28 protein-coding genes and 1 tRNA gene are annotated in these 24,986 nt (G+C 62.5%); 7 read left to right on the top strand and 22 right to left on the bottom strand.

Annotated features, from left to right (window positions below; all coding sequences use genetic code 11):
• Positions 1-29 precede the first annotated feature (29 nt).
• Positions 30-1,310, top strand: coding sequence for a serine--tRNA ligase (serS, locus tag KDB76_RS18905; RefSeq protein WP_003258877.1), 1,281 nt, complete (start codon positions 30-32; stop codon positions 1,308-1,310).
• Positions 1,311-2,702, top strand: coding sequence for a siroheme synthase CysG (cysG, locus tag KDB76_RS18900; protein ID WP_013973282.1), 1,392 nt, complete (start codon positions 1,311-1,313; stop codon positions 2,700-2,702).
• A 116-nt stretch (positions 2,703-2,818) separates the two neighbouring features.
• Here the strand turns inward: cysG and KDB76_RS18895 are convergent, their stop codons facing one another.
• The 8 genes from KDB76_RS18895 to KDB76_RS18860 form a co-directional block, all read right to left on the bottom strand.
• The gene (locus tag KDB76_RS18895; protein WP_013973281.1) at positions 2,819-3,778 is read right to left on the bottom strand and encodes a glutathione S-transferase family protein; all 960 of its coding nucleotides are present in this window, start codon (positions 3,776-3,778) and stop codon (positions 2,819-2,821) included.
• A 92-nt stretch (positions 3,779-3,870) separates the two neighbouring features.
• Positions 3,871-4,875: a glycosyl transferase family protein gene (locus KDB76_RS18890; protein ID WP_023661640.1), complete on the bottom strand. Its 1,005-nt coding sequence runs from the start codon at positions 4,873-4,875 to the stop codon at positions 3,871-3,873.
• Positions 4,872-5,207: a TusE/DsrC/DsvC family sulfur relay protein gene (locus KDB76_RS18885; protein WP_013973279.1), complete on the bottom strand. Its 336-nt coding sequence runs from the start codon at positions 5,205-5,207 to the stop codon at positions 4,872-4,874. Before KDB76_RS18885 ends, KDB76_RS18890 begins: the two co-directional genes overlap by 4 nt.
• A complete protein-coding gene (gene tusB / locus KDB76_RS18880; RefSeq protein WP_038409955.1) occupies positions 5,204-5,500 on the bottom strand; it encodes a sulfurtransferase complex subunit TusB in 297 nt (98 codons plus the stop codon). The genes KDB76_RS18885 and tusB overlap by 4 nt, the downstream gene beginning before the upstream one ends.
• Positions 5,500-5,859 carry a sulfurtransferase complex subunit TusC gene (gene tusC, locus KDB76_RS18875; protein ID WP_024087386.1) on the bottom strand — a complete coding sequence of 120 codons (360 nt, stop codon included), beginning with the start codon at positions 5,857-5,859 and terminating at the stop codon, positions 5,500-5,502. Before tusC ends, tusB begins: the two co-directional genes overlap by 1 nt.
• Before the next feature lies 1 nt (position 5,860).
• Positions 5,861-6,253: a sulfurtransferase complex subunit TusD gene (tusD, locus tag KDB76_RS18870; protein WP_013973276.1), complete on the bottom strand. Its 393-nt coding sequence runs from the start codon at positions 6,251-6,253 to the stop codon at positions 5,861-5,863.
• 184 nt (positions 6,254-6,437) lie between these two features.
• The gene (locus KDB76_RS18865) at positions 6,438-7,817 is read right to left on the bottom strand and encodes a uracil-xanthine permease family protein (RefSeq protein ID WP_013973275.1); all 1,380 of its coding nucleotides are present in this window, start codon (positions 7,815-7,817) and stop codon (positions 6,438-6,440) included.
• A 234-nt stretch (positions 7,818-8,051) separates the two neighbouring features.
• Entirely contained in the window at positions 8,052-8,723 is a 672-nt protein-coding gene (locus tag KDB76_RS18860; protein WP_003251184.1) for a Bax inhibitor-1/YccA family protein, read from the bottom strand.
• Positions 8,724-8,857: 134 nt separating this feature from the next.
• Here KDB76_RS18860 and KDB76_RS18855 point away from each other — a divergent pair.
• Positions 8,858-8,945: transfer RNA gene (locus KDB76_RS18855), tRNA-Ser, on the top strand.
• Positions 8,946-9,055: 110 nt separating this feature from the next.
• On the opposite strand, the gene KDB76_RS18850 is transcribed toward KDB76_RS18855, so the two are convergent.
• The 5 genes from KDB76_RS18850 to KDB76_RS18830 form a co-directional block, all read right to left on the bottom strand.
• Positions 9,056-9,541: a hypothetical protein gene (locus KDB76_RS18850; RefSeq protein ID WP_349254001.1), complete on the bottom strand. Its 486-nt coding sequence runs from the start codon at positions 9,539-9,541 to the stop codon at positions 9,056-9,058.
• An 800-nt stretch (positions 9,542-10,341) separates the two neighbouring features.
• Positions 10,342-10,527: a hypothetical protein gene (locus KDB76_RS18845; protein WP_013973222.1), complete on the bottom strand. Its 186-nt coding sequence runs from the start codon at positions 10,525-10,527 to the stop codon at positions 10,342-10,344.
• A gap of 320 nt (positions 10,528-10,847) precedes the next feature.
• Positions 10,848-11,048: a hypothetical protein gene (locus KDB76_RS18840; RefSeq protein ID WP_013973221.1), complete on the bottom strand. Its 201-nt coding sequence runs from the start codon at positions 11,046-11,048 to the stop codon at positions 10,848-10,850.
• A gap of 120 nt (positions 11,049-11,168) precedes the next feature.
• Complete coding sequence (locus KDB76_RS18835) at positions 11,169-11,747, bottom strand: cysteine hydrolase family protein (RefSeq protein WP_038409954.1); 579 nt, start codon at positions 11,745-11,747, stop codon at positions 11,169-11,171.
• Positions 11,748-12,585: 838 nt separating this feature from the next.
• Positions 12,586-13,491, bottom strand: a complete 906-nt coding sequence (locus tag KDB76_RS18830; RefSeq protein ID WP_024087383.1) for a LysR family transcriptional regulator — start codon at positions 13,489-13,491, stop codon at positions 12,586-12,588.
• A 98-nt stretch (positions 13,492-13,589) separates the two neighbouring features.
• On the opposite strand from KDB76_RS18830, the gene KDB76_RS18825 reads away from it, so the two are divergent.
• Positions 13,590-14,351 carry a TSUP family transporter gene (locus KDB76_RS18825; RefSeq protein ID WP_023662099.1) on the top strand — a complete coding sequence of 254 codons (762 nt, stop codon included), beginning with the start codon at positions 13,590-13,592 and terminating at the stop codon, positions 14,349-14,351.
• Between the two features lies 1 nt (position 14,352).
• Here the strand turns inward: KDB76_RS18825 and KDB76_RS18820 are convergent, their stop codons facing one another.
• From KDB76_RS18820 to KDB76_RS18800, 5 genes are all read right to left on the bottom strand, one after another.
• Complete coding sequence (locus tag KDB76_RS18820) at positions 14,353-15,777, bottom strand: GGDEF domain-containing protein (RefSeq protein WP_038409953.1); 1,425 nt, start codon at positions 15,775-15,777, stop codon at positions 14,353-14,355.
• 137 nt (positions 15,778-15,914) lie between these two features.
• On the bottom strand, positions 15,915-17,744 hold the full coding sequence (locus KDB76_RS18815) for an SLC13 family permease (RefSeq protein WP_024087381.1): 1,830 nt from the start codon (positions 17,742-17,744) through the stop codon (positions 15,915-15,917).
• A gap of 138 nt (positions 17,745-17,882) precedes the next feature.
• Positions 17,883-18,266, bottom strand: coding sequence for a glycine zipper domain-containing protein (locus KDB76_RS18810; protein WP_013973215.1), 384 nt, complete (start codon positions 18,264-18,266; stop codon positions 17,883-17,885).
• A 74-nt stretch (positions 18,267-18,340) separates the two neighbouring features.
• On the bottom strand, positions 18,341-18,532 hold the full coding sequence (locus KDB76_RS18805; protein WP_003257401.1) for a hypothetical protein: 192 nt from the start codon (positions 18,530-18,532) through the stop codon (positions 18,341-18,343).
• A gap of 129 nt (positions 18,533-18,661) precedes the next feature.
• Entirely contained in the window at positions 18,662-18,952 is a 291-nt protein-coding gene (locus KDB76_RS18800; protein ID WP_038409951.1) for an RcnB family protein, read from the bottom strand.
• A gap of 114 nt (positions 18,953-19,066) precedes the next feature.
• Here KDB76_RS18800 and KDB76_RS18795 point away from each other — a divergent pair, with 114 nt between their 5' ends.
• Together KDB76_RS18795 and KDB76_RS18790 are read left to right on the top strand one after the other, a co-directional pair.
• Positions 19,067-19,417 carry a hypothetical protein gene (locus KDB76_RS18795; RefSeq protein ID WP_016498900.1) on the top strand — a complete coding sequence of 117 codons (351 nt, stop codon included), beginning with the start codon at positions 19,067-19,069 and terminating at the stop codon, positions 19,415-19,417.
• Between the two features lie 232 nt (positions 19,418-19,649).
• A complete protein-coding gene (locus tag KDB76_RS18790) occupies positions 19,650-20,471 on the top strand; it encodes a class I SAM-dependent methyltransferase (RefSeq protein ID WP_013973212.1) in 822 nt (273 codons plus the stop codon).
• Here KDB76_RS18790 and KDB76_RS18785 read toward each other — a convergent pair whose 3' ends face one another.
• The 4 genes from KDB76_RS18785 to KDB76_RS18770 form a co-directional block, all read right to left on the bottom strand.
• Complete coding sequence (locus KDB76_RS18785) at positions 20,472-21,239, bottom strand: SDR family oxidoreductase (RefSeq protein WP_015270905.1); 768 nt, start codon at positions 21,237-21,239, stop codon at positions 20,472-20,474.
• 36 nt (positions 21,240-21,275) lie between these two features.
• A complete protein-coding gene (locus tag KDB76_RS18780; protein ID WP_023662816.1) occupies positions 21,276-22,343 on the bottom strand; it encodes a phosphotransferase family protein in 1,068 nt (355 codons plus the stop codon).
• Positions 22,344-22,548: 205 nt separating this feature from the next.
• On the bottom strand, positions 22,549-22,866 hold the full coding sequence (locus KDB76_RS18775) for an SCP2 sterol-binding domain-containing protein (protein ID WP_003257405.1): 318 nt from the start codon (positions 22,864-22,866) through the stop codon (positions 22,549-22,551).
• Between the two features lie 56 nt (positions 22,867-22,922).
• A complete protein-coding gene (locus tag KDB76_RS18770) occupies positions 22,923-23,633 on the bottom strand; it encodes a histidine phosphatase family protein (protein WP_013973208.1) in 711 nt (236 codons plus the stop codon).
• A gap of 197 nt (positions 23,634-23,830) precedes the next feature.
• Between KDB76_RS18770 and sohB the strand changes: the two genes are divergently transcribed.
• Positions 23,831-24,850: a protease SohB gene (sohB, locus tag KDB76_RS18765; protein ID WP_013973207.1), complete on the top strand. Its 1,020-nt coding sequence runs from the start codon at positions 23,831-23,833 to the stop codon at positions 24,848-24,850.
• Positions 24,851-24,986 lie beyond the last annotated feature (136 nt).

Genomic DNA, 24,986 nt, shown 5'->3' with positions numbered 1-24,986 from the left:
CCAACACCTACACATAACGAGAGAACGATATGCTCGATTCCAAACTGTTACGCGGCCAACTTCAGGAAGTGGCGGATCGCCTGGCCTCCCGTGGCTTCAGCCTGGATGTCGCGCGCATCGAATCACTGGAAGAGCGCCGCAAGGCGGTGCAGACCCGCACCGAGCAGCTGCAGGCCGAGCGTAACGCCCGTTCCAAGTCCATCGGCCAGGCCAAGGCCAAGGGCGAAGATATTGCGCCGCTGATGGCTGACGTCGAGCGCATGGCCAACGAACTGGCTGCCGGCAAGACCGAACTGGACGGCATCCAGGCCGAACTGGATGGCATCCTGCTGACCATCCCCAACCTGCCGGACGCCAGCGTACCGGTTGGTGCCAGCGAAGACGACAACGTCGAAGTGCGCCGTTGGGGTACGCCGAAGGCTTTCGACTTCGAAATCAAGGACCATGTCGCCCTCGGCGAAGTCAGCGGTGGCCTGGACTTCGAAGCTGCCGCCAAGCTGTCTGGCGCGCGTTTTGCCGTGCTGCGTGGTCCAGTTGCCCGCCTGCACCGCGCCCTGGCGCAGTTCATGATCAACCTGCACACCGGCGAGCACGGTTACGAGGAGCACTACACCCCGTACCTGGTCCAGGCCCCGGCCCTGCAGGGTACCGGCCAGCTGCCGAAGTTCGAGGAAGACCTGTTCAAGATCAGCCGCGAAGGCGAGGCCGACTTCTACCTGATCCCGACTGCCGAAGTGTCGCTGACCAACCTGGTGGCCGGTGAAATCCTCGATGCCAAGCAGCTGCCACTGAAGCTGGTTGCCCACACCCCGTGCTTCCGCAGCGAAGCCGGTGCTTCCGGCCGTGACACCCGCGGCATGATCCGCCAGCACCAGTTCGACAAGGTCGAGATGGTACAGGTGGTCGAGCCGTCCAAGTCGATGGAAGCCCTGGAAGGCCTGACTGCCAACGCCGAGCGCGTGCTGCAGCTGCTGGAGCTGCCGTACCGCGTGCTGGCCCTGTGCACCGGCGACATGGGCTTTGGCGCGGTGAAGACCTACGACCTGGAAGTGTGGGTACCAAGCCAGGACAAGTACCGCGAAATCAGCTCGTGCTCCAACTGCGGCGATTTCCAGGCGCGCCGCATGCAGGCCCGCTGGCGCAACCCGGAAACCGGCAAGCCAGAGCTGGTGCATACCCTCAACGGCTCCGGCCTGGCCGTAGGCCGTACCTTGGTTGCCGTACTGGAAAACTACCAGCAGGCCGATGGTTCCATCCGTGTGCCAGAAGTGCTGAAGCCTTACATGGGCGGCGTCGAGGTCATCCGCTAAATGGATTACCTGCCGCTGTTCCACAAGCTGCAGGGCGGCCGCGTGCTGGTCGTTGGCGGCGGTGAGATCGCTTTGCGCAAAGCGCGCCTGCTGGCCGACGCCGGCGCCGCGCTGCGCGTGGTTGCACCGGATGTCGACGGCCAGTTGGCCGCGCTGGCCCGGGAAGGTGGCGGCGAGGTGCTGGTGCGCGGCTATCAGGCAGCCGACCTGGTCGGTTGCCGGCTGGTGATTGCGGCCACCGACGACCCTGGGCTCAATGCCCAGGTGTCGGCGGATGCGCAGGCCCTCAGCCTGCCGGTCAACGTGGTGGATGCGCCGGCCCTGTGCACGGTGATCTTCCCGGCGATCGTCGACCGTTCGCCGTTGGTGGTTGCGGTGTCCAGTGGCGGTGATGCTCCGGTGCTGGCGCGTTTGATTCGCGCCAAGCTGGAGGCCTGGATCCCGTCCGCCTACGGCGAACTGGCCGGCCTGGCCGCACGCTTCCGCGACAAGGTCAAGGCCTTGTACCCGGACGTTAACCAGCGCCGAGGCTTCTGGGAAACCGTGTTCCAAGGGCCGATTGCCGAGCGTCAGCTGGCCGGGCAGGGCGCCGAGGCCGAGCGCCTGCTGCAGGCGATGGTCGACGGTGCACCGGTGCAGCAGGGCGGTGAGGTGTACCTGGTGGGGGCTGGCCCGGGCGATCCGGACTTGCTGACCTTCCGCGCCTTGCGCCTGATGCAGCAGGCCGACGTGGTGCTGTACGACCGCCTGGTGGCACCGGCGATTATCGAGATGTGCCGACGTGATGCCGAGCGTATCTACGTGGGCAAGCGTCGCGCCGACCATGCCGTGCCGCAGGACCAGATCAACCGCCTGCTGGTCGACCTGGCCCGGCAGGGCAAGCGTGTGCTGCGCCTGAAGGGCGGCGACCCGTTCATCTTCGGCCGGGGCGGCGAAGAGATCGAAGAGCTGGCCGAGCACGGCATCCCGTTCCAGGTGGTGCCGGGCATTACCGCAGCCAGCGGTTGTTCCGCCTATGGCGGGATTCCGCTGACTCACCGCGACTATGCCCAATCGGTGCGTTTCGTGACCGGGCACCTGAAGGATGGCACCAGCAATCTGCCGTGGCATGACCTGGTAGCGCCGGCGCAGACCCTGGTGTTCTACATGGGCTTGGTGGGGTTGCCGACCATCTGTGCCGAGCTGATTCGCCATGGCCGCGCGGCCAGTACCCCTGCGGCGCTGGTGCAGCAGGGGACTACGCGTAATCAGCGGGTGTTCACCGGCACCCTGGCGGACTTGCCGGACCTGGTGGCGCAGCATGAAGTGCATGCGCCGACCCTGGTGATTGTCGGGGAAGTGGTGCAGTTGCGTGACAAGCTGGCCTGGTTCGAAGGCTCGCAGAACAGCTGAAATCGTTGGGGCCGCTTTACGGCCCATCGCGACACAAGGCCGCTCTTACAGGAGACAGCGATACCCTGTAGGAGCGGCCTTGTGTCGCGATGGGCTGCAAAGCAGCCCCTGCAATCTCAAGCCTGCCAAATCCCCTTGCCTGCCAACCGCTCCCGATCATGCGGCAGATTGAAGTCCTGCAGTGGCCCCTTGGGCACGATCCCGTTCGGGTTGATGGTCTTGTGGCTCATGTAGTAGTGCTTCTGGATATGCTCCATGTCCACTGTGCCCGCCACCCCCGGCCACTGGTACAGCTCACGCAGCCAGTTCGACAGGTTGTGATAGTCGCTCAGGCGGCGCAGGTTGCACTTGAAGTGCCCGTGGTACACCGCATCGAAGCGCACCAGGGTGGTGAACAGGCGCACATCGGCCTCGGTCAGGTATTCCCCGGCCAGGTAGCGGTTGCGGCTCAGCAAGTCTTCCAGGTAGTCCAGTTCGTTGAACACTTCGTCAAACGCAGCCTCGTAGGCTTCCTGCGTAGTGGCAAAGCCTGCGCGATAAACGCCGTTGTTCACCGCCGGGTAGATGCGCTCGTTCAGCGCCTCGATGGTCGGGCGCAGTGGCTCTGGGTACAGGTCCAGTGTATTGCCGGTCAGTTCATTGAACGCGCTGTTGAAGATGCGGATGATCTCCGACGACTCGTTGTTGACGATGCGTTTCTCTTTCTTGTCCCACAGCACCGGTACAGTCACGCGGCCAGTGTAGTGCGGGTCATCCTGGGTGTAGCGCTGGTGGAGGTACTGCAGCGCGTCGAGGTGGTCGCCGCTGGAACCTTGCTGCTGGTCGAAAGTCCAGCCATGGTCCTGCATCAGCCAGCTGACCACCGACACGTCGATCAGTGGCTCCAGGCCCTTGAGGGCACGGAAGATCAGGGTGCGGTGCGCCCATGGGCAGGCCAGCGAGACGTACAGGTGATAACGGCCAGCTTCGGGAGCGGGCAGCTGATTGCGGCGTTGGGCGTTTTCGCGTTTGAACGTGCCGTCCTTGCCGTTTTCATACCACTGGTCATGCCAGCGGCCGTCGATCAAAAGGCCCATGGTGAGCTCCTCGGAACAAAGTTGTTTGTCGTTGGAGCCCAGTCTAGGGAAAAACGTTCGAATAACTAGCGCAAAGACTGCACTCTTACTATCTAGTTATTAGATTGGTTGCGTGCGCCCCAGTAACCGCGTGCCGTGGCGAAAGCCTGCTCACGGTCTTGGCCCAGGCCGCGCAGGGCAAGGGCGATGGTCGCGACCACTGCCATTTCACCGTAGCTGTCCTCGGCCTCGCCGCGCCAGACCGCCAGCAATTGCTCCGGCTGCAGGCTTGCCGGCTTCACGTGGCGGCGTTCGCTCAGCGCTGGCCATTCCTCGTCCCAGGCTTCGCCGGCGGTGGTGCCGTATAGATGGCTGATGACATCGGGGTTGACCTCGATCTCGCCGCCATCACCCTTGATTACCACGACATGGTCGCCCAGCAGGCGGCTGGCCTCGCGGTGTACTGCCTGGTAGCCGGGGTGGAAGATGCTCTGCAGGCCACAACGCGCAGCCAGCGGGTTGAGCACCCGGGCCAGCGAATGGATGGGCGAACGCAGGCCTAGGGTGTTGCGCAGGTCGATCATGCGCTGCAACTGCGGCGCCCAGTCCTGCAGCGGGAAGAAGGCCAGGCGTTGCTGGTCCAGGGCCCGGCTGACCGCAGCCCAGTCACGGCACAACGGAATTTCCAGCAAGGACAGCAACTGCTCGGTGTACATGCGCCCGGCGGTATGTGCACCGCCACCGTGCATGACGATGCGCACGCCATTGTTGGCCAGGCATTTGGCAGCCAGCAGGTACCAGGGTAGGTGGCGCTTCTTGCCGGCGTAGGTGGGCCAGTCCAGGTCCACGGCGATGCGCGGCGACTGCAAGTGGGCGCGCAGGGCCTCGGTGAAGCCGGCCAGTTCTTCGGCGCTTTCTTCCTTGTGCCGCAGCAGCATGAGGAAGGCACCGAGCTGGGCATCTTCGACCTTGCCTTCCAGCAGCAGGGTCATGGCCGTGCGGGCTTCTTCACGGGTCAGGCCACGCGCGCCGCGCTTGCCTTTGCCAAGAATGCGCACGAACTCGGCGAACGGGTGTTCGGCAGGGGTTTCCAGGGTAAGCGGGCGAGGTTCTGTCATATGCAGTTGGTCGGCTTGGGCAGGCCCGCCAGCTTGGCGGCCAGTTTGGCGGGAGTGCCGTTGAACAGGCGGTTGAGGTGCGAGCTGTTGCCCTTGTCCGGGCCCAGTTTGAGGGCCGTGTACTTGATCAGCGGGCGCGTGGCCGGGGACAGCTGGAATTCCTGGTAGAACTGGCGCAGCAGTTCGAGGATTTCCCAGTGGTCCGCCGTCAAAGGGATGCCCTCGCGCGCGGCCAAAGCCTCGGCGGCGGCATGCGACCAGTCTTGCAGGTCGACCAGGAAGCCGTCCTTGTCCAGGGCGATCGCCTGATCGCCAACGTTGAGGGTATTCATAGCCAGCTGTTGACCTTGTCGTAATGCAGCGACAGTTCGACGAACCCGGGGTAGTCCAGGGCCTTGGCCAGCTCGTTGCCGACCGCGCGGGCCTGCACGTCTTCTTCCAGGACGAACAGGCGCTGGGTCAGGCCGGCGGCTTGCAGCTGGCGGTGCGGTTCGCTGCCGGTGCGCAGGGCATATACAGCATCGCCGCACAGCAGCAGGGCGTCGTCGGTGCCGAGCAGGCGCAGGCAGGTGGCCAGGCGCTCGTCGCCAAACGGGGAGTGGGCAATTACATGCAGGGTCGTCATCAGAGCGTTACCACCTGGTCGAAACGGGCGATCAGTGCGGTCAGGGCCGCGTCGTCCAGCACTTGCACTGGCAGCGCCAGATTGTCGGCTTCCAGGCCGCGGCGAGTGAGGCTGTGGCTGCAGGCGAACAGGTCCTCGACGCCGAACATTGGCAGCGCCTGCAAGTTGGCGGCCAGGTTCTTCTGTTGCACGACGGTGGGCTGCTGGTCTGCGGCGAGCTGGAACACGCCGTCATCGAGGAACAGCATGCCCAGCGGCAGATCGAACGCGCCGCCAGCCAGGGCGATGTCCAGTGCTTCACGGGCCGATGGGCCGTTCCAGGGCGCCTGGCGGCTGATGATCAACAAGGATTTGGCCATTTCAGTCGCCTCCGAAGCAGACAAGGCGATCGGCAACTTGCGCCGCCTCATGAAGCTGGCCAAGCCCCGACAGCTCCCAAGGCTTGGGCAGGTTCACGGCCGGGCGCTGGTAGCGGTTGGCCTCGGCCTCGTCGAGCACGCCACGGCGCAAGGCAGCGGCGATGCACACCACTGCGTCCAGCTGGTTGGCTGCAATGAAGGCGCGCCATTGGCCGGCAACATCCAGCTCGTCCTGGGGGGCGACCACGTTGGCCGAGGCACTGTGTACCCCGTCCTGGTAGAAGAACAGCCGGGCAATCTCATGCCCGCCGGCCAGCACCGCTTCGGCGTAGCGCAGGGCACGCCGCGAGGAGGGCGCATGGGCCGGGGAGAACACCGCGATAGCGAATTTCATGGATAACTCATGCAAAAGGAATGGTGCCATGATAAAGCAAAAAAGCCCGCGCCCGCTTGTACATGGCGGGGCGGGCTTTCTGTCTTGCACCAATCTTCAGGTCTACGCGGCCTCGTGTAGGAGCGGCCTTGCGTCGCGATGGGCTGCATAGCAGCCCCATGGCCCTGACAGAAGGGCTCCAGGCTCAAGCCTGTTCCTTGCTCTCCGGCAAGAACCAGTTCAACACCAGGGCACAGATACCCCCGGTAGCCACGCCCGACTCCAGCACATTGCGAATCGCCGCCGGCATGTGCGCCAGGAACTCCGGTACCTGCGCCACACCCAGGCCCAGGGCCAGCGATACAGCAATGATCAGCAGGGCACGACGGTCCAGGCGAGTGCTGGCCAGGATATTGATCCCCGAAGCCGCAACCGCCCCGAACATGACCATGGCCGCACCACCCAGCACCGGCTCCGGCACCGCCTGGATTACCCCGGCAACGCTCGGGAACAGCCCCAGCAGCACCAGCATCACGGCAATCCACATACCGATATGACGGCTGGCGATCCCGGTCAGCTGAATCACGCCATTGTTCTGGGCAAAGATCGAGCTCGGGAAGGTGTTGAACAAACCGGCCAGCAGCGAGTTGGCCCCGTTCACCAGCACACCGCCCTTGATCCGCTGCATCCACACCGGCCCTTCGACCGGCTGGCGCGACACCTTGCTGGTGGCGGTGACGTCACCGATGGCTTCCAGCGAAGTTACCAGGTAGATCACCAGCATCGGGATGAACAGTGCCCAGGAGAAACCCAGGCCGAAGTGCAGTGGCGTCGGCACCTGGAACAGCGCGGCTTCGTGCATGCCGGTGAAATCCAGGCGGCCCAGGTAGCCCGCCAGCGCATAGCCGACCGCCAGGGCGATAACGATGGCGCAGCTGCGCATCCACACCACCGGGATGCGGTTGAGGATGACGATGATCGCCAGCACCACGCCCGACAGCAGCAGGTTCTCGCCATTGGCGAAGGTGCCATTGGCCATGGCGCCGAAGCCACCACCCATGCTGATCAGGCCGACCTTGATCAGGGTCAGGCCGATCATCAGCACCACGATGCCGGTTACCAGCGGGGTAATCAGGCGTTTGACGAAGGGCAGGATGCGCGACACGCCCATCTCGACGAACGAGCCGGCGATTACCACGCCAAAGATGGCCGCCATCACACCTTCTACCGGCGTACCTTGCTTGACCATCAGCGCCCCGCCGGCAATCAGCGGGCCGACGAAGTTGAAGCTGGTGCCCTGGACGATCAGCAGCCCGGCACCGAACGGCCCGAAGCGTTTGCACTGGACGAAGGTGGCGATACCCGAGATGACCAGCGACATGGAGACGATCAGGTTGGTATCACGTGCCGAAACACCCAGTGCCTGGCAAATCAGCAGGCCAGGGGTGACGATCGGCACGATGATCGCCAATAGGTGCTGCAGTGCTGCCAGCAGGCCGATCAACAGCCGTGGCTTGTCCTCCAGACCAAGCACCAGTTCATTGGCAGGCGCCGCCGCGCCTGGGCTGTGTTCGTGTGAGCTCATTGCGAGAAGCTGCCCCGGAAGAAAAAGGAGCGCATTCTACGGGGTTGAACGCGAATTGGGGTAGAGAAAAGCATGATGGCGGCATGCAAGCCTGAATCCTGCGGGGACCCTGTGGGAACGGGTTCACCCGCGAAGAAACCAACGTGGAGCTTGGCACCGGCTGCGCCGGTGTTCGCGGGTGAACCCTCCCCAAAAAAAAGCCCGCCGAAGCGGGCTTTCTCTTGCAGCAATCAATCAGTCATCACGACCCATGATGCCAAACAGCTGCAGCAGGCTGACAAACAGGTTGTAGATCGACACATACAGGCTGATGGTCGCCATGATGTAGTTACGCTCGCCACCGTGAATGATCGCGCTGGTCTGGAACAGGATGCAGACCGACGAGAACAGCACGAAGCCAGCGCTGATCGCCAGTTGCAGGCCGCTGATCTGGAAGAAGAAGCTGGCCACGACAGCACCCAGCAGGACAAAGAAGCCCGCAGTGATGAAGCCGCTGAGGAAGCTCATGTCCTTGCGGGTAATCAGCACATAAGCCGACAGGCCGCCGAACACCAGGGCAGTCATGGCAAATGCCGAGCTGACCACCTCGGCGCCACCGGCCATGCCCAGGTAGCGGTTGAGGATAGGGCCGAGGATAAAACCCATGAAGCCGGTGAGCGCGAAGGTGGATACCAGGCCCCAGGCCGAATCACGCAGTTTGTTGGTAAGGAAGAACAGCCCGTAGAAGCCGATCAGTACCACGAACACGTTCGGGTAGCCGACGCGCATCTGCTGGGCCACGAAGGCCATGACACCGCTGAAGGCGAGCGTGAGCGCCAGCAGGCTGTACGTGTTGCGCAGGACCTTGCTGATCTCCTGCTGCTCGACCTGCTGGCCGTGGTGTACGGCGTAATCCTGTTCGCGCATGGCGACACTCCTTGGTAAACCTGTGGTTTTCAAACGTTCAGATGCTAGGAGTCTATCAGAGCTCCCGCAACCCGCGACACAGAGAGTTTGACAGCTTGTTTCATTACGGTATTATGGCGGCCGCAAAACGAGCTGGAAGCGTGGCCGAGTGGTTTAAGGCAACGGTCTTGAAAACCGTCGATGGGCAACTATCCTAGAGTTCGAATCTCTACGCTTCCGCCACATTCAAAGCCCTGATTATTCAGGGCTTTTTGCGTTTTTGGGGTATAGAAAAACTACCCATGGGAACACCCTTTGGAATGGTTTGATTTGTCAGCGCTGACAATACTTTGCTACTTGGTGGGTTTCGCCAAGGCTCCAACTCGACGATAAACCCGCTCGGTAATGTCGCCCTTCGTGTGCCCCAGCAACAGGCTGGCGTGGTCGACATCGGTGATTTCCGAGGCCGCTTTAGGGCGGATATCTCGGAACTGGAACTGGCTGATACGGCCGGCCAGGACCTGGTCACCGGCGGCAACTGCTTCCTTCACTGCGTCCTCCCTGGCATCGTCCCAGCGATGGCGAAGCATCGCAGCCGTGACCCGTTTGCCTGCATCGGTCAGGATGAGGTACGGGGAACTGTGACTAGAGTTGCGCTCCAGAATTTTCCTGATCAGCTTGCCCAGCCCGCTCTCCACACCATCCACTTCAAGCATGATGCGAAGCTTCTTGTGGGTCTTCTTTTGTTTCACGCCGAGGGTTTGAAAGCTCAGGTTCGAGCGTGGGGCGTTGACGTTGAAACCGAGAAAGACCGAGAGGGTGCGTGCGGTTTCTGTCATTGGCTGTGGACGCCCAGACACGAACCGCTGGCAAAAAACTAAGCCATACGTTCGGTTTTCGGGCTCGCCACCTTGCTGTCTGCAAAACCTAAGCTGAAGCTTAGTCTTCATAGGTATGTCCCCATCTCACATTGTTAGTTGGGGAGGCTGTGTTCGGAATACTCCGGTTGAGTTAGCTGGGGCAATTAGCACAAGCTAGAGAGCGGGCAGTGTCAGACAACAGCAAGTATGTGTTTTTGCTCGAAATTTTTAGCATGCAGTAGGATGCATTCTTAGGCGCTAGATCGTCAGGGTTGCGAGGCCCCGGTATTGCTGGGCTGGGTGGGTTAATGTAGGATTCTGGCTAGGTAAGCGTTGCCCGGATTGTAGGGGGTACTTAGGATAAGGGTTCGAATCTCTACGCTTCCGCCATATTCAAAGCCCTGATTATTCAGGGCTTTTTGCGTTTTTGGGGCATAGGAAACCATCCGTGGGACCATCCGTGGGTATCGTTTGTTTCGGCGCTTCCGATACTTCTTGCTTGGTCGGTTTCGCCAAGGCTCCAACTTACCTGGCTTCATCCCATTCTTACAGGCACGAAAAAGCCCGCCGAGGCGGGCTCCTCGCTTGCTACTGAGCGCTAGCCGCAGCCTCTCAAGCCAAATTGCATTACTGACAACTGCGCGGAAATCGGATCCGTAGGCTGGAAAGCTTGAGGTCTGCACTGTATCTGTGGAAGCGGCATCAGCCGCGAACACCGGCGCAGCCGGAGCCATACACGGCTTTGCATTCTTCGCGGGCATGCCCGCTCCCGCAGGTTTTTATTGCAGGGTCACTGGCTTCATGGCATCCGGTAATTGACGAATAGCTGCCTCTATCCGCTCGATCGGTGCCGCGAGTTCGTCCGCCTCCTTGTCCTTGCCCTCCCTTCTCAGGCGGTCACGCTCAAGGCGCAGGTTAAGCAAATTCTTCTGTAGTTTCAGGGCCGAGGTATTGAACGGATCCATGCTTTTCTCATGCTGTAGGCTTCCGTGCCGCTGTAGGAAAACTGGACCGTAGCAGTTCGAATTTGCTGGAGAAACTGATGTTTCATACAGGCAAATCCCACTACATAGATTCTTCCTACATTGCGCGGCAAAAGATCCTAAAGTCAGCGTTTCAAATCATGTCTTTCAAACCCTCCTGAGCCCGCATGGTAGGTGGCGATGATAGGTGTTTGGCAATGCAGGCCCTCAAGGCGGATTGATCCAGAGGCTGCAGTGCTTTTCGAAACCTTATGTAGCAATTGCCGCCCCGCGCGCTACAGGTGGTCCGCATCCACCACCGCCTAGGTGAACGTCTGAGGCGCTTCCTGCGGCAAGTTGTTAAGCGGGTCGAAGTCATCCGCCGCTGTAGCGGCTGGCTGGGGCTGCTGTGCTGCAGCCGTGGTGATGTCCGCCGTCAGCAGGCCAGGTGGCAGCAGGGTACAGGCGAGCAGTGTACGGCTGAAACGGTGTGGCAGGGTGGTGGTTGAGTGGCGGGTAGACATCGGGCATCTGCGCCCATCCGCTTCGCCAAGAGCAGGTGCAGATGGTGCGCCCGCTCAATGGCTGGGTCTGGTGTCGCCGCCATGGCAATGACGAGTTGGCTGGTTGCCTGCGCAGAAGCTTCAGCGGTTGACCTGAAGCGAGTCACCGATCAGAACCTGCTCCGTGCGCAGGATGCGCGCGTAATCCAGAGCCAGGTTGCTCAACGACAGCGCATGTACATCCTCCGCCGGCCAAAGCCGGCCTTGCAGGTCGTGCTGGTCAAAGGTGAAGCAGGCATCTTCCACCACCACCACATCGAAACCGAGATTGCCCGCCGAGCGTGCGGTGGATTCCACGGAGTTGTTGGTAATTACCCCGGCGATGACCAGTGCGTTGATGCTGCGCGCATGCAGCCAGCGCTCCAGGCCGGAGTTGGCGAAGGCATCGGGCACATGTTTGTCGAACACGGTTTCGCTGGCCAGTGGGGTAAATGCGGGCTGGAATTCGCAACCGGACTGGCCCGGCCAGAACACCGAGTCTACCGAGCGGGACAGGTGGCGCACATGGATCACCGGGCGTCCTGTCCGACGCCACGAAGCCAGCAGATCGCCTATACGCAGTTCGGCCTCAGGGTTGTTGCGCCGGCCCAGGCGCGGGTGGTGGATACCAATCTGAAGGTCGATCAACAACAAGGCAGCGTTGGTCGCGAAAGCGGTCATGAAGGGATGGCACTCCTGGCAGGTTCGAGCGCTTGACCCTAGCACAGCGTGGATGACTGCAAAAATTGCTGTCACGCGTAAGGGCCAGATGCGCCGCTCTTGTGGGAGAGGGCCCAGCCCTTTGGGCTGCGCTGTCGCGTAGATAACTGAAATTGCAAGCAATCCGCGTACCGGTGGGAGCGGCTTTAGCCGCGAAGAATCCAACGCGGTGCATGGCACCGGCTGCGCCGGTGTTCGCGGCTGAAGCCGCTCCCACAGGGCCCCTGCTAATTCAATGAGTTATGTGCAGTTCTACGGGAGCGGCGCCTTGTGTCGCGAAAGGGGCGCGCAGCGGCCCCAGGTTTTCGATGCATCCCTCAAGATTGCCGGGGCCGCCCTGCGGCCCTTTCGCGAAGCAAGGCCGCTCACACAAAAGAACCGGGTGCCTCACATCTGATCCGCTTTTTTTCCATAAAGCTGAATCTGTAACGGTATCAGCCCAAGCCCGACAATATGCCCATTCCCGCATCACACTTGTAGAGGTTCCAATGGGCAAGCTCGCGCTATTCCTGGGTGGTTTTCTGCTGCTGACCATTCTGATCGGTATCCTTGGCACCATTCCGCCAAGCTGACGTTCACCACACCTATCCCTCGCGGCCTGCCTGTCCTTCGGGCGGGCCCATTCCTCTTCATTGTTGGCCGATTCACCCTACCGATTTGTACGATAAGTCATTCTTTGCACTGGGAAAACTGTCCACAAAAAACGTGGGTAGGTCTGTGGATAAAGTTCTGCAAGCCAAGCCCGCGGCGGGCTCTGTTAAATTGAGCAGAAATTGAACAGCCGTTTCAGGGCGTTGTTTCAGTAGGCTAGGCCGGTGCGGCGCAGGGCTGCCAGCAGGTCGCGTACCCGCGCCGGCAGCTCGCCGGCGGGGTACACGGCATGCATCTGCGGGTCCTGGCCGTTGCTGGAGGTCAGGCGGTACTGCGGGCATACCCGCACCAACCGCCCGGCCTTGACCTGTGCTTCGCCGACCCAGGCGGCCAGGCGGGCGATACCGGCGCCGGCCAAGGTGCTGTGGTACACCGCGTCACCTGAGTCCAGGCGCAGCCTGGGCCTGGGGCGCAGGCTGGTGATCTGGCCGTCGCGGCAGAAGTGCCAGGCCTTTAGGATGCGCGGGGCGGTGTGCAGGATCAGCGCGTGGCCTTCGAGGTCCTCGGGTTGTTGTGGCGTGCCGGCCAGGGCCAGGTATTCAGGGCTTGCATACAGGTGACGCTGGTAATCCCACAGTGGGTAGCCGATCAGCTCGCTCGACTGTGGGAAGGCGCCGCGCACCACGAAATCGAACTTGCCTTGCAGCGGGTCCAGGGCCCCGTCGCTGTACTGCACGTCCAGGGTTACCTGGGGGTGGCAGCGGGAAAACTCGGCAAGCACTTGGGGCAGTACATGTTCACCCAGTACCTGCGGCACGGCGAAGCGGATCCAGCCTTGTGCACTGCCGCTGAGCGCGGCCAGTTCGTCGGCGGCATCACGTTGCACATCCAGCAAGCGTTCGGCGTGTGGCAGCAGGCGCTCGCCGGCTTCGGTCAGGGTCACGGCATTGGCGTTGCGGTTGAGCAGTTTGCTCCCGGCGTTGTCTTCCAGGGTTTGCACCGCGCGGGTAACCGCGCTGGGTGAGCGCCCCAGGGAGCGGGCCGCGGCGACGAAGCTGCGCTTGTGCGCCACGCTGACGAACGCCTGAATTTCCCGCAGCATGTCCAACGCCATTGCCTGCTCCTCGTTGCAGTTTTCGCAATATGGCATTTCAACACAAGCACGGCACTTTGATTAGCCTTGAAAGCGTCTTCACTGCCTGGAACCGCGTCATGATGGATATCGCTGTGCTTTCCGTGTTTGCCTTCGCCGCTGGCCTGATCGACGCCGCCGTGGGTGGCGGTGGGCTGATCCAGATCCCGGCCTTGTTCAATGTGCTGCCCACCGCGCAACCGGCGGCACTGCTCGGTAGCAACAAGCTGGCGTCGGTGTGTGGCACGGCCTTCGCTGCGCGTTCGTTCATCCGCAGGGTGACGCTGGACTGGGGGTTGATCGTGCCGGCAGCGCTCAGTGCCTTCGTCATGTCGTTCGCCGGTGCCGCCACGGTGTCGCTGGTGCCGCCCAGCGTGATGCGCCCGGCGGTGCTGGTGCTGATCGTGCTGATGGCCATCTACACCTTCTGCAAGAAGGACTTCGGCACGCTGCACAAACCCACAAGGATCGGCCGCAAGGAGCAGTGCCTGGCGGTACTGATCGGTGGTGCGATCGGCTTTTACGATGGCCTGTTCGGGCCGGGTACCGGCAGCTTCCTGATCTTCCTGTTCATCCGCTTCTTCGCTTTGGACTTTCTGCACGCCTCGGCATCGGCCAAGGTGGTGAACATCGCCACCAACCTGGCGGCTCTGGTGTTCTTCGTGCCATCAGGCAATGTGCTGTACGCCATCGCCTTGCCCATGGCGGTGTGCAACATCCTCGGCGCGCTGACCGGTACCTGGCTGGCGGTGCGCAAGGGCGCGGGCTTTGTGCGTGGGTTGTTCCTGGTGCTCTTGTGCGTGCTGATCGCCAAGTTGACGTGGGACCTGCTGGGTGGCTAGCTCACATCGCCTGGCGTTGTGGCTCGGCCTGTTCGACGCGATTGCGGCCATGGGCCTTGGCCCGGTACAGCGCCTGGTCGGCGCGTGCCAGCAGTTCATCGAGGGTGGGGACCGGCATGTCGGCGGCACAACCGGCCAGGCCGATACTGACGGTAACCTGCAGGGACTGGCCGGCCTGCATCACATGCAGCTCCTGCACCGCACGGCGCAGGCGCTCGGCAGTGAACTTGGCCCGATCTGGCGCCAGGCCCGGTAGGACCACGACAAATTCCTCGCCGCCCAGGCGAGCGAACAGTTCACCATCGTGCAACTGGTCCTGCAGGGTGCTGGCGAACTGGCGCAGCACCTGGTCACCGACCGCATGGCCATGGACATCATTGATCGACTTGAAGTGGTCGATGTCCAGCATCATCAGGGTCAGCGGCAGCGCCTGGGCGTGTTGCTGGCGGCTTTCCAGCAGCGCGTTGGCGCGGCGGGTGAAAGCGCTGCGGGTGAGCACACCGGTGAGGTGGTCGATGCTGGCCTGATGCGCCAGGCGGGCCATCAGGCTGCGGTTGGCCTGGCTGACGCAGGCCACCACCAGCGGCCCGAGCACCAGCATGGCGATGCCCAGGCGCGCCGACATCAGTGTGGTCACTCCGGGCTCGCTTTGCGGCACGCTGAAATGCATGAGGTTTTGCGCCACCGCCACGATCAGCGTGCTGCCAGCGGTGAGTGTCAGCAGAGAAACCAGGAACGGTGAGTAAGTCCAGGCACACCACAGCAGCGCGGCAATCGGGAAGGCAATGGCCCCGGGACCGCCGAAGGCAATGCTGAACGCCAGTGAGGCCAGCAGCACCAGCAACGGCGCCAGGCGGATGGCCTGGGCGCCACCGCGCACCAGTGCTCTTGCCGAAGGGGTCGTCAGCAGCACTGGCAGCACCAGCACGCTGGTCGAGAACTGTTCACTGAACCAGGCCAGCCAGGTGGCGCGCAACGACTGTTCGAACCACGGCGCGGCCACTGCCGCCGCCATGCTGGCAGCCACTATTGCCCCGGCGGCACTGGCGCCGAACACGCTGAGGACGCCGTGGGGAGTACGCATTCGTCGGTGCAGGCGCGGCAAGCGCGAGAGCATCAGCCAGAGGGTGACCACCACGCCCAGGTTGCACAGGTTGAACCACAGGGCAGGCGCCCAGGCGCTGCCGCACAGCAGGTCGGCGCCGACCATGGCCAGCCAGACCAGGGTAAAGCCCGTCAGCGTGGCTTGGCGGGGGTAGCGCAGTAGCACCCCAGCCAGGACCGCATTGACCGGCCAGAACAGCGACAGGGATTCGATCGGGCGGGCCAGGATGCCGCCCAGGGTCAGGGCGAAGGTCAGGCCGAGTAGAACGACGTAGTGCAACAAGCGCGATTGGGCTGGAAAAACCATGGGCTCGACCGGCAAGGCGGAAACGAAATCCAGGACAACGGCTTGAAGCACCTGGGGCAATTGCGCATAAGTGTGTTTCGTCAGGGGACTTGATGTCAATCTGCCGCGATCGGTCGAGATAATGCCAAATCGCCTTCATTCGTAGCCAAACCCTACAGCCCGAAGAACCACGGCACCATCAACACGGTCACCAGCATCACCAATACTGTGAACGGCACGCCAACTTTGACGAAGTCGGCGAAGCGGTATTGCCCCGGGCCAAGTACCAGGGTGTTCACCGGCGATGACACCGGCGTCATGAAGGCCGCCGAGGCAGCCAGCGCCACGGTCATGGCAAACGGGTAGGGCGACATGCCCAGCTGCGTGGCGGTGCTGACAGCCACGGGTGCCATCAGTACCGCAGTGGCCGTGTTGGAGATGAACAGGCCGATCACCGCCGTGACCGCGAACAGGCAGGCAAGGATGGCACTGGGGCCGGCACCGCCCAGCACGCTGACCAGGCCGCCCACTGCCAGGTCGATGCCGCCGGTTTTCTGCAGTGCCTGGGCAAAGGGCAGCATACCGACGATCAGCACCAGGCTTTGCCAGTGGATGGCCCGGTAGGCGCTGTTCATGTCGATGCAGCGGCCTGCGCCCATCAGCAGGCAGCCGATCAGCGCGGCAATGACATTGGGGACCGCGCCGCTGACCATCAGCCCGACCATCACCGCCAGGCTCAGCAACGCCTGTGGTGCGCGGGTGCGGGCGGGCGCGACCAGGTCGATTTCTGCGGGCAGGCTCAGTACCAGGAAGTCCTTGGGCTTGCTTTGCAACTGGCGCACGGCTTTCCACGGGCCGACTACCAGCAGGGTGTCGCCCAGGCGCAGCTTTTCTTCCACCAGCTGTTCTTCGATCGCCACCTGCTCGCGGCGCAAGCCGACAACGTTGAGGTCGAAGCGCGTGCGGAAGGCCAGTTCGAGGACGCTCTTGCCGAGCAGTTTCGAACCCGGTGGCAGCAATACCTCGGCCATGCCCAGCTCCTGGGACTGGTCGATGAAGTAGGCCGCCTTGAAGTGCAGCGGCTCCAGCTGCATGGTCTGGCACAGGCTGCGCAGGTCGTCGCGGTTGGCGAACAGGTCGAGCAGCAGCACATCGCCCTGGTGCAGCACGGTGCTGGAGTCGGCGGCGATCACCCGCGTGGTGAACTTGTGCTGGCGCTCGATACCGATCACGTTGGCGCCATGCCGGGTGCGCAGCTCCAGCTCGCCCAGGGTATGACCGATCAGCGGCGAGTGGGGGCGGATGCGCAGGCGCCGTTCACGGCCATTGAGCTTGTAGTCCAGCACCAGGTCCAGCAGGGTGCGGCGGCTTTCCACGCGGCCGTCCTTGCGCACTTCGCCATTCAGCCAGTGCCGGGTCAGCAGCATGTAGCCGATGCCCAGCACCAGCACCACCAGGCCGAACGGGGTGAAGCTGAAGAAGCTGAAGCCCGCTTCGCCATGGCGTACCAGCTCGCTGTGTACCACCACGTTGGGCGGTGTGGCCACCAGGCTGAGCATGCCGCTGATCAGGCCGGCGAAAGCCAGCGGCATCATCAGGCGGGCGGGCGAAAGCTGCAGGCGTGCAGCGATGCTCAGCACCACCGGAATGAAAATGGCCACCACGCCGGTGGAGCTCATCATCGAACCCAGCCCCGCCACGGCTACCATCAGCAACACCAGCAGGCGCGCCTCGCTGTTGCCGGCCCGCTCGCTCATCCATTCGCCGATACGGTAGGCAATGCCGGTGCGCACCAGGCCTTCACCGATCACGAACAAGGCGGCGATCAACACCACGTTGGGGTCACTGAAACCGGCCAGCGCCTGCTCCACGGTGAGGATGCCCGACAGCGGCAGGGCGAGGATCACCAGTAGCGCGACCACGTCCATGCGTGGGCGGTTGATGACGAACAGGGTGATGACGATGGCCAGCAGGCCGAGGACCCATAGCAGCTCTTGGTTCATGGGGAGGCGGTGTTCCTTCACACGGGGGCACGATAGACAGTAGCAGCCAGTGTGCCGGATTGTGCTGAAGGGGGTGTTGATGTACTGCAGGGTTTGCAAAACAAAAGGGGCCGCATTGCGGCCCCTTTGTCACTGGAATCAGTGACGGTGACGGTGGTGCTTGCCGTTGTTGTCGCCCAGGTGGTTGCCGATGGCACCACCGGCCGCACCACCCAGGCCGGCACCCACGGTGGAGCCGGTCTTGCCGCCCACCGCGCCGCCCAGCAGCGAACCGCCCGCCGAGCCCAGGCCACCGCCAATCGCGGCTTCGGTACGGTTGCCCTTGCGTGCACCTACCGCACTGCCGGCTGCGCCGCCGAGGCCGGCGCCGATGGCCGCCCCCGTTTTGCCGCCGATCTGTTGACCGACAACGTTACCCAGAACACCACCCAGGCCACCGCCAATGGCGGCGGTACCGTCACCGGCGAAAGCGCCCTGGCACAGCAGCAGGCCAAGGGCAAGGGAAGGCAGAGTCAGACGCATGATACGAACCTCAAAGGAATCATCAGGTTAAGGTGCCGCGCAATGGGCGGCGGACCAGGGTTGAAAAAGACGTTTCAGCGGTAGTAGCGGTCACCACGATATCGACGATAGTCGTCATCATCGTCGTCGCGGTCATGCCGATGGTGGTGGCGATGGTCACGGTCACGGTCACGCCAGCCATCGTCGTCGTCATGGTAGCGATGACTATGGCACCCGGCAGTCAGCAGGACAACAGCAATCAGCGAAAGGCTTGCAAGACGGGTCATCACGATATAGGTCCTTGATCCGCAAAGGTTTACGGCACACCTCCTGAGACTGGAAAGGATCCATTTGGTTTCGCTGGCAGGCAAAAAATTGTCGTGCCAGCGAGAGCGGCGGGAGTGAAGAGTGTTGAATCAGCGGGCTGACTGGATCGCCAGCACCACACCGTTGGTGATCTGCACCAGCACGTAGCGCCCACCCATGTCTACCCAGTGGCTTTCCTTTTCCGGTGCTGGCAGGCCCTTGTCTTTCCAGTCCTTGATAGCCTGGTCATCGCGTTTGTACTGGTCGGGTGCCTTGTCGCCGACCTTGAGCTCGCGGTTGTGGGTTTCTGGTGCGGTGACGCTTTCTTCGCTGGAGGGGGCTGCGGTGGCAGCCAGGGGCAGGCTGGCAAGGACGGCGAACAGCAGGTGGTGCAGTTTCATGGTTATCTCCTTGTGAAGGAATGCCTTATCTGCGACAGCCACCTGAGCGCGACAATTCACTCGCGATGCTTGCCAGTGCTAGAGTCGCCTTCTTTTTTATCCTGAGGATGGAACATGCGTGCGATTCTGCCGATGGCCGCGGCGTTGATGCTGGTCGGTTGTGCTTCTGCGACCATGGAAACGGCCCGCGGCGGCAAGCCGACCGCGCAACTCGACTCGCACAAGGCGCCGGAACTGGTGGCCCAGTGCATCCAGTTCAGCTGGCAGGAAGAGAAGGTATTCGGCGACGACGCCAGTGGTTATCTGGAACCACGCAAGCAAGGTGGCTTCACCGTGTATACCCGTGAGGCCGAGGCGTTCGTGGACGTGTACCCGCAGGCGGGCGGGGCGCGGGTGGATTACTACGCGCAGAAGAACGACGGTGTGGCCCTGCAGCGCCGGGCGGCGGCGGCGACCTGCCTGTAACGGCTGGCGACTGCACATGGCTGGCTGACTTGGCAGGGGCTCTGTGTGGTCTGGTGGGAGCGGGCGCGCCCGCGAACACCGGCGTAGCCGGTGCCAGCCACCGCGTTGTTTCTTCGCGGGCACGCCCGCTCCCACAGTGACCGCACCAGCTTTACAATTTTTAGCAAGGCTGTCCTGTCGCAGGGAGCTTGGTGGGGGCTAGCATGAGCCCCCACGAATCAAGGAAGACACCATGGACCGCTCACTGCAACTCAACCGCGCCAGCTGGGATGAACGTGCCCCGCTGCACGCTGCTTCCAACGACTACGAAGTCGAACGGCTCGTCCAGCATCCCGAACACCTTTCCGAAACCGTACGCTTCGACCTGCCATTGCTTGGCAATATCGACGGGCTCAACGCCGTGCACCTGCAGTGCCACATCGGTACCGATACCCTCTCGCTGGCGCGCCTTGGTGCCAAGGTCTGTGGCCTGGACTATTCCGTGGCTTCGCTGGCCGAGGCGCGTGCGTTGGCCCAGCGCTGTGCGGCACCCATCGCGTATGTCGAGTCTGACGTCTACGCCGCCGACAAGGTGTTGCCGGCCGGCACGTTCGACCTGGTCTACACCGGCATCGGCGCGCTCTGCTGGCTGCCTCGCATCGAGCCGTGGGCGCGTACTGTCGCGGCCCTGCTGAAGCCGGGTGGGCGGTTGTTCCTGCGCGACGGGCACCCGATGCTGATGGCAGTCAACGAAGACCACCAGGACCGCCTGCAACTCGAATACCCGTACTTCGAACACGAAGAGCCGACGGTGTGGCACAACGACCAAACCTACGTCGAAACCGAGCAGCGCCTTTCCCACACCGAAACCCACGAGTGGAACCACGGCTTGGGCGAGGTGATCAGCGCCTTGCTGGCCCACGGCCTGCAACTGACCGCCCTGGTCGAGCACCAGAGCATCCCCTGGGAGGCGCTGCCGGGGCAGATGGTCAAGGGCGACGACGGTGAATATCGCCTGCGCGAGCAGCCCGCACGCCTGCCCCTGAGCTACACCCTGGTTGCAGTAAAAGCCTGATCAGGACAGGTAGCCACCGTCGACATTGAGTGCGGTACCGGTGGTGTAGCTGGAGGCATCGCTGGCCAGGTACAACACTGCGCCGGCCATTTCCTTGGGGTCGGCCACGCGCTTGAGCGGGATCTGCTGCAGCGCGGCATTGAGGATGGCGTCGTTCTTCACCAGTGCCGAGGCGAACTTGGTGTCGGTCAGGCCCGGTAGCAGGGCGTTGCAGCGGATCCCGAACTGCGCGCACTCCTTGGCGAAGACCTTGGTCATGTTGATGACTGCCGCCTTGGTCACCGAATAGATGCCCTGGAACAGGCCGGGTGAAACCCCGTTGATAGACGCCACGTTGATGATGCTGCCGCCACCATGCTCGCGCATCAGCTTGCCGGCCTCGACCGACATGAAGAAGTAGCCACGGATGTTCACGTCCACGGTCTTCTGGAAAGCCCCTGGGTCGGTATCCAGTACGTTGCAGAACTGCGGGTTGGTAGCGGCGTTGTTGACCAGGATGTCCAGCCGCCCGAATTGTTCGCGGATGCCGGCAAACACCTGCTGGATCTGCTCCAGTTCACCGATGTGGCAGGCCACCGCCGTTGCCTTGCCGCCGGCGGCGATGATGGCGTCAGCCACCTGCTGACAACCGTCGAGCTTGCGGCTGGACACGATTACATGGGCACCTTGCTGGGCCAACAGGTGGGCGATGGCCTCGCCGATGCCACGGCTGGCGCCGGAAACGAAGGCAATCTTGCCGTCGAGGTCGAACAGGTGGGTCTTGGACATGCTGTTTTCCTTGTTATCCGTCGTCTAGGTCGGGGCTCAGAGGCTGGACTTGGCGATGACCTGCAAGGTCATCTGCTCCAGCAAGCGGTTCATGTGGATGAACTGGGCAAAGCGCTTGTCCTGGGTCTGGCCGTGGTAATAGCGGTAGTAAATCTGCTGGACGATGCCGGCCAGGCGGAACAGGCCATAGCAATAGTAGTAATCGAAGTTGTCCAGGCGGATGCCGGCGCGCTCGGCGTAGTAATCGACGAACTGGCGGCGGGTGAGCATGCCCGGCGCGTTGCTCGGCTGGCGACGCATCAGCTGCACTGGCGCCGGGTCGTCGGCCTCGATCCAGTAGGCCAGGCTGTTGCCCAGGTCCATCAGCGGGTCGCCCAGGGTGGCCATTTCCCAGTCCAGCACACCGATGATGCGCATGGGGTTGTCGGCATCGAGGATCACGTTGTCGAAACGGTAGTCGTTGTGCACGATGCCGGGCCGCGGGTGGTCGGCGGGCATTTTCTCGTGCAGCCAGGCAGTCACCTGTTCCCAGCGAGGGGCGTCGGGCGTCAGGGCCTTTTCATAGCGGCTGGTCCAGCCCTCGATCTGGCGCTGTACATAGCCCTCCGGTTTGCCCAGGTCGGCCAGGCCGCAGGCGTTGTAGTCCACCTGGTGCAGTTCCACCAGGCGGTCGATGAAGCTCTTGCACAGGGCCTCGGTGCGGTTGGCGTCGAGGCCCAGCTCGGCCGGGATGTCCGAGCGCAGGATAACGCCCTTGACCCGCTCCATCACATAGAACTCTCCGCCGATCAGGCTGCTGTCGGTGCAGTGCACATAGGCCTTGGGGCAGTAGGGGAAGCCGCTGTTCAGCTGGTTGAGAATGCGAAACTCGCGGCCCATGTCGTGGGCCGACTTGGCCTTCTGCCCGAACGGTGGACGGCGCAGCACGAAGTCGCGGCCCGGGTAGCTGACCAGGTAGGTAAGGTTGGAGGCGCCGCCAGGGAACTGGCTGATGCTCGGCAGGCCATCCAGGCCGCGGATGTTGGCTTTGAGGTAAGGGTCGATGACAGCCGCGTCGAGTTCTTCGCCGGGGCGTACCTGGGTGGACTGGTCGGTGAGCGTCATGCGTTTTCCTTATTCTCGATCGCAAGGACTATTGGTTAATCTAATGGTCTGCCTAGGATGGAACAAGCGTGCCAGATGCCATATAGGTGAGGGTGTTGCTGTCTGATCAACTGCCTTGATGAAGCGACAGGGCCCGAACAGGCGGGCAAAAAAAAACCGAAGCCGGTCAGGCTTCGGTTTTTCGATCATCCGCTATTTCCAGCCCTCAGGACGGGAACAGCTCGCTGAGCTTCATCGACAGCATCATGTCGCCTTCAACGCGCAGCTTGCCGCCCATGAATGCCTGCATGCCGTCGGTTTCGCCGCTGACGATACCCTTCAGGGTTTCGCTGTCCATCACCAGGGTGCAGTTGGCATCCGGGTTTTCGCCTTCCTGCAGGTCGCAGGTGCCGTCCTTGACGATCAGCGCGTAGTGCTTGTCTTCGTCGGTGATGTTGAAGCCGAACACCAGGTCCAGGCCGGCGGCAGCGGATGGGTTGAACTTCTCTTGCATCTTTTTAACGGCATCAGCTACGGAGGTCATGGCGCATTCCTTATAGAGTGATTTACACGTCCCCGCAGGGACACAACAAGCCGGGCTCATCGATAGGTGACAAGCTCCGGCGCCCTCAACAGCTGCACATGGGCCTGGCTGTTGAAGGAAGCCAGTGCCACGTCGCGGCCGCGGAACTTCAGCTGGCTGAGCGACGTGTTGATGATCTGCCAGTTCAGCGCGAACGCCTGTCCGGGGGTAATACGGGTGACCAGGTGAAGCAGGGCGGCAATGGTACCGCCCGAGGTGAAGATGGCGATATTGTCGCCGCTACCGGCGGCATCCAGTACGCGCTGCAGGCCGCCTTGCACGCGGGCGGTGAACGCCTGCCAGGTCTCCAGGCCATCGTCGGCATGTTCGCCATCGTGCCAGCGCTGCACCATCAGTGCGAACAGGCGCTGGAACTCGCTGCGGTGCTGCGCGCCATTGCGCAGGATGTGCAGGGCGTCGGGCTCCTGCGGCAGCAGCCCGGGCAACAAGGCGCGGATCACACCATCGGCATCGAACTCATTGAATGCTGTATCGGTCTCAACAGCCGGCACCGGGCAGCCATTGGCGTGCAATGCATCCAGGGCTAGGCGCGCGGTATCCTGCTGGCGGCGCAGGTCGCCTGCCACGCAGCGGTCCAGCCTTACACCGAGCTGGGCCAGGTGCTCACCCAGGGCCTGGCTCTGGCGCACGCCCACGGGCGAGAGGACATCGTAGTCATCGGCGCCGAAGGAGGCTTGGCCATGTCGGATCAGGTAGAGGTTGCCCACGAAAGGTTCCGGCCTGTTGGAGGTTGCTGCGAGGTTAGGATGCGGCACACGGGCTGTCAACGAAAAAACATACAAGCGTTTGAAAAGGTTGTTTGAAAGATGTTGCCAGCGTTTGCCACGGCTGGCAGCACCTCAGGCGCAACGGTATGCTTGCTACAGTTACGCGCCGTTGTGGCGCAAGTCTTGAAGGAGTCAACGTGGAGTTTCTTGCTGAATACGCAAGCTTTCTCGCCAAAACCGCCACCCTGGTCATCGCCATCCTGATAGTGCTGTCGGCCATCGCCGGGCTGCGCGGCAAGGGGCGGCGCAAATCGGGTGGGCAATTGCAGGTCACCCGCCTGAACGAGTTCTACAAGGACCTGCGCGAGCGCCTGGAATCCGGCCTGCTCGACAAGGCCCAGCTCAAGGCCTTGCGCAAGCAGCAGGCCAAGGCGGAAAAGCGGCAGAAAAAAAGCAAGGCCGAGGAAAAGGGCCGGGTCTTCGTGCTGGATTTCGATGGCGACATCAAAGCTTCTGCCACCGAAAGCCTGCGCAACGAAATCACCGCGCTGCTCACCCTCGCCACCCCGCGCGACGAGGTGGTGCTACGCCTTGAAAGCGGTGGTGGCCTGGTGCACAGCTATGGCCTGGCCGCATCGCAGCTAGCGCGCATTCGCCAGGCCGGCATCCCGTTGACCGTGTGCATCGACAAGGTAGCCGCCAGTGGCGGGTACATGATGGCCTGCATTGGCGAGAAGATCGTCAGCGCACCGTTCGCCGTATTGGGTTCCATTGGCGTGGTGGCGCAGCTGCCCAACGTCAACCGCCTGCTGAAGAAGCACGATATCGATTTCGAAGTGCTGACCGCCGGTGAATACAAGCGCACCCTGACCGTGTTCGGCGAGAATACCGAGAAAGGCCGGGAGAAGTTCCAGGAAGACCTGGACATCACCCACCAGTTGTTCAAGGACTTCGTTGCCCGCTATCGCCCGCAGCTGCACATCGACGAAGTGGCCACCGGCGAAGTCTGGTTGGGCGTCGCGGCACTCAACCGCAAGCTGGTGGACGAGCTGCAGACCAGCGACGAGTACCTCAGCGAACGCGCGCGCAACGCCAACCTGTTCCACCTGCATTACGCCGAACGCAAGAGCCTGCAGGAGCGAATCGGCATGGCTGCCAGTGGCACCGTGGAGAACACAGTGGTGGGCTTGTGGAGTAAACTCGGCCGTCTGCGCTAACACCTTGAACCCGTTGAAATTTTTTTTCGTTCAGGGGGTTGCAAGGTTAAAGGAATGAAGACATAATGGCGCCCATCGAAACGCAGCAAACTTTGAAAAAGGTTCAGCGTTTCAAGGAGATAGCGAAGCGCAAGCT

It is taken from the genome of Pseudomonas sp. JS425 (genome assembly GCF_018223845.1).
Lineage (GTDB): Bacteria > Pseudomonadota > Gammaproteobacteria > Pseudomonadales > Pseudomonadaceae > Aquipseudomonas > Aquipseudomonas asiatica.
This window is presented reverse-complemented; position numbering and strand designations above follow the sequence as displayed.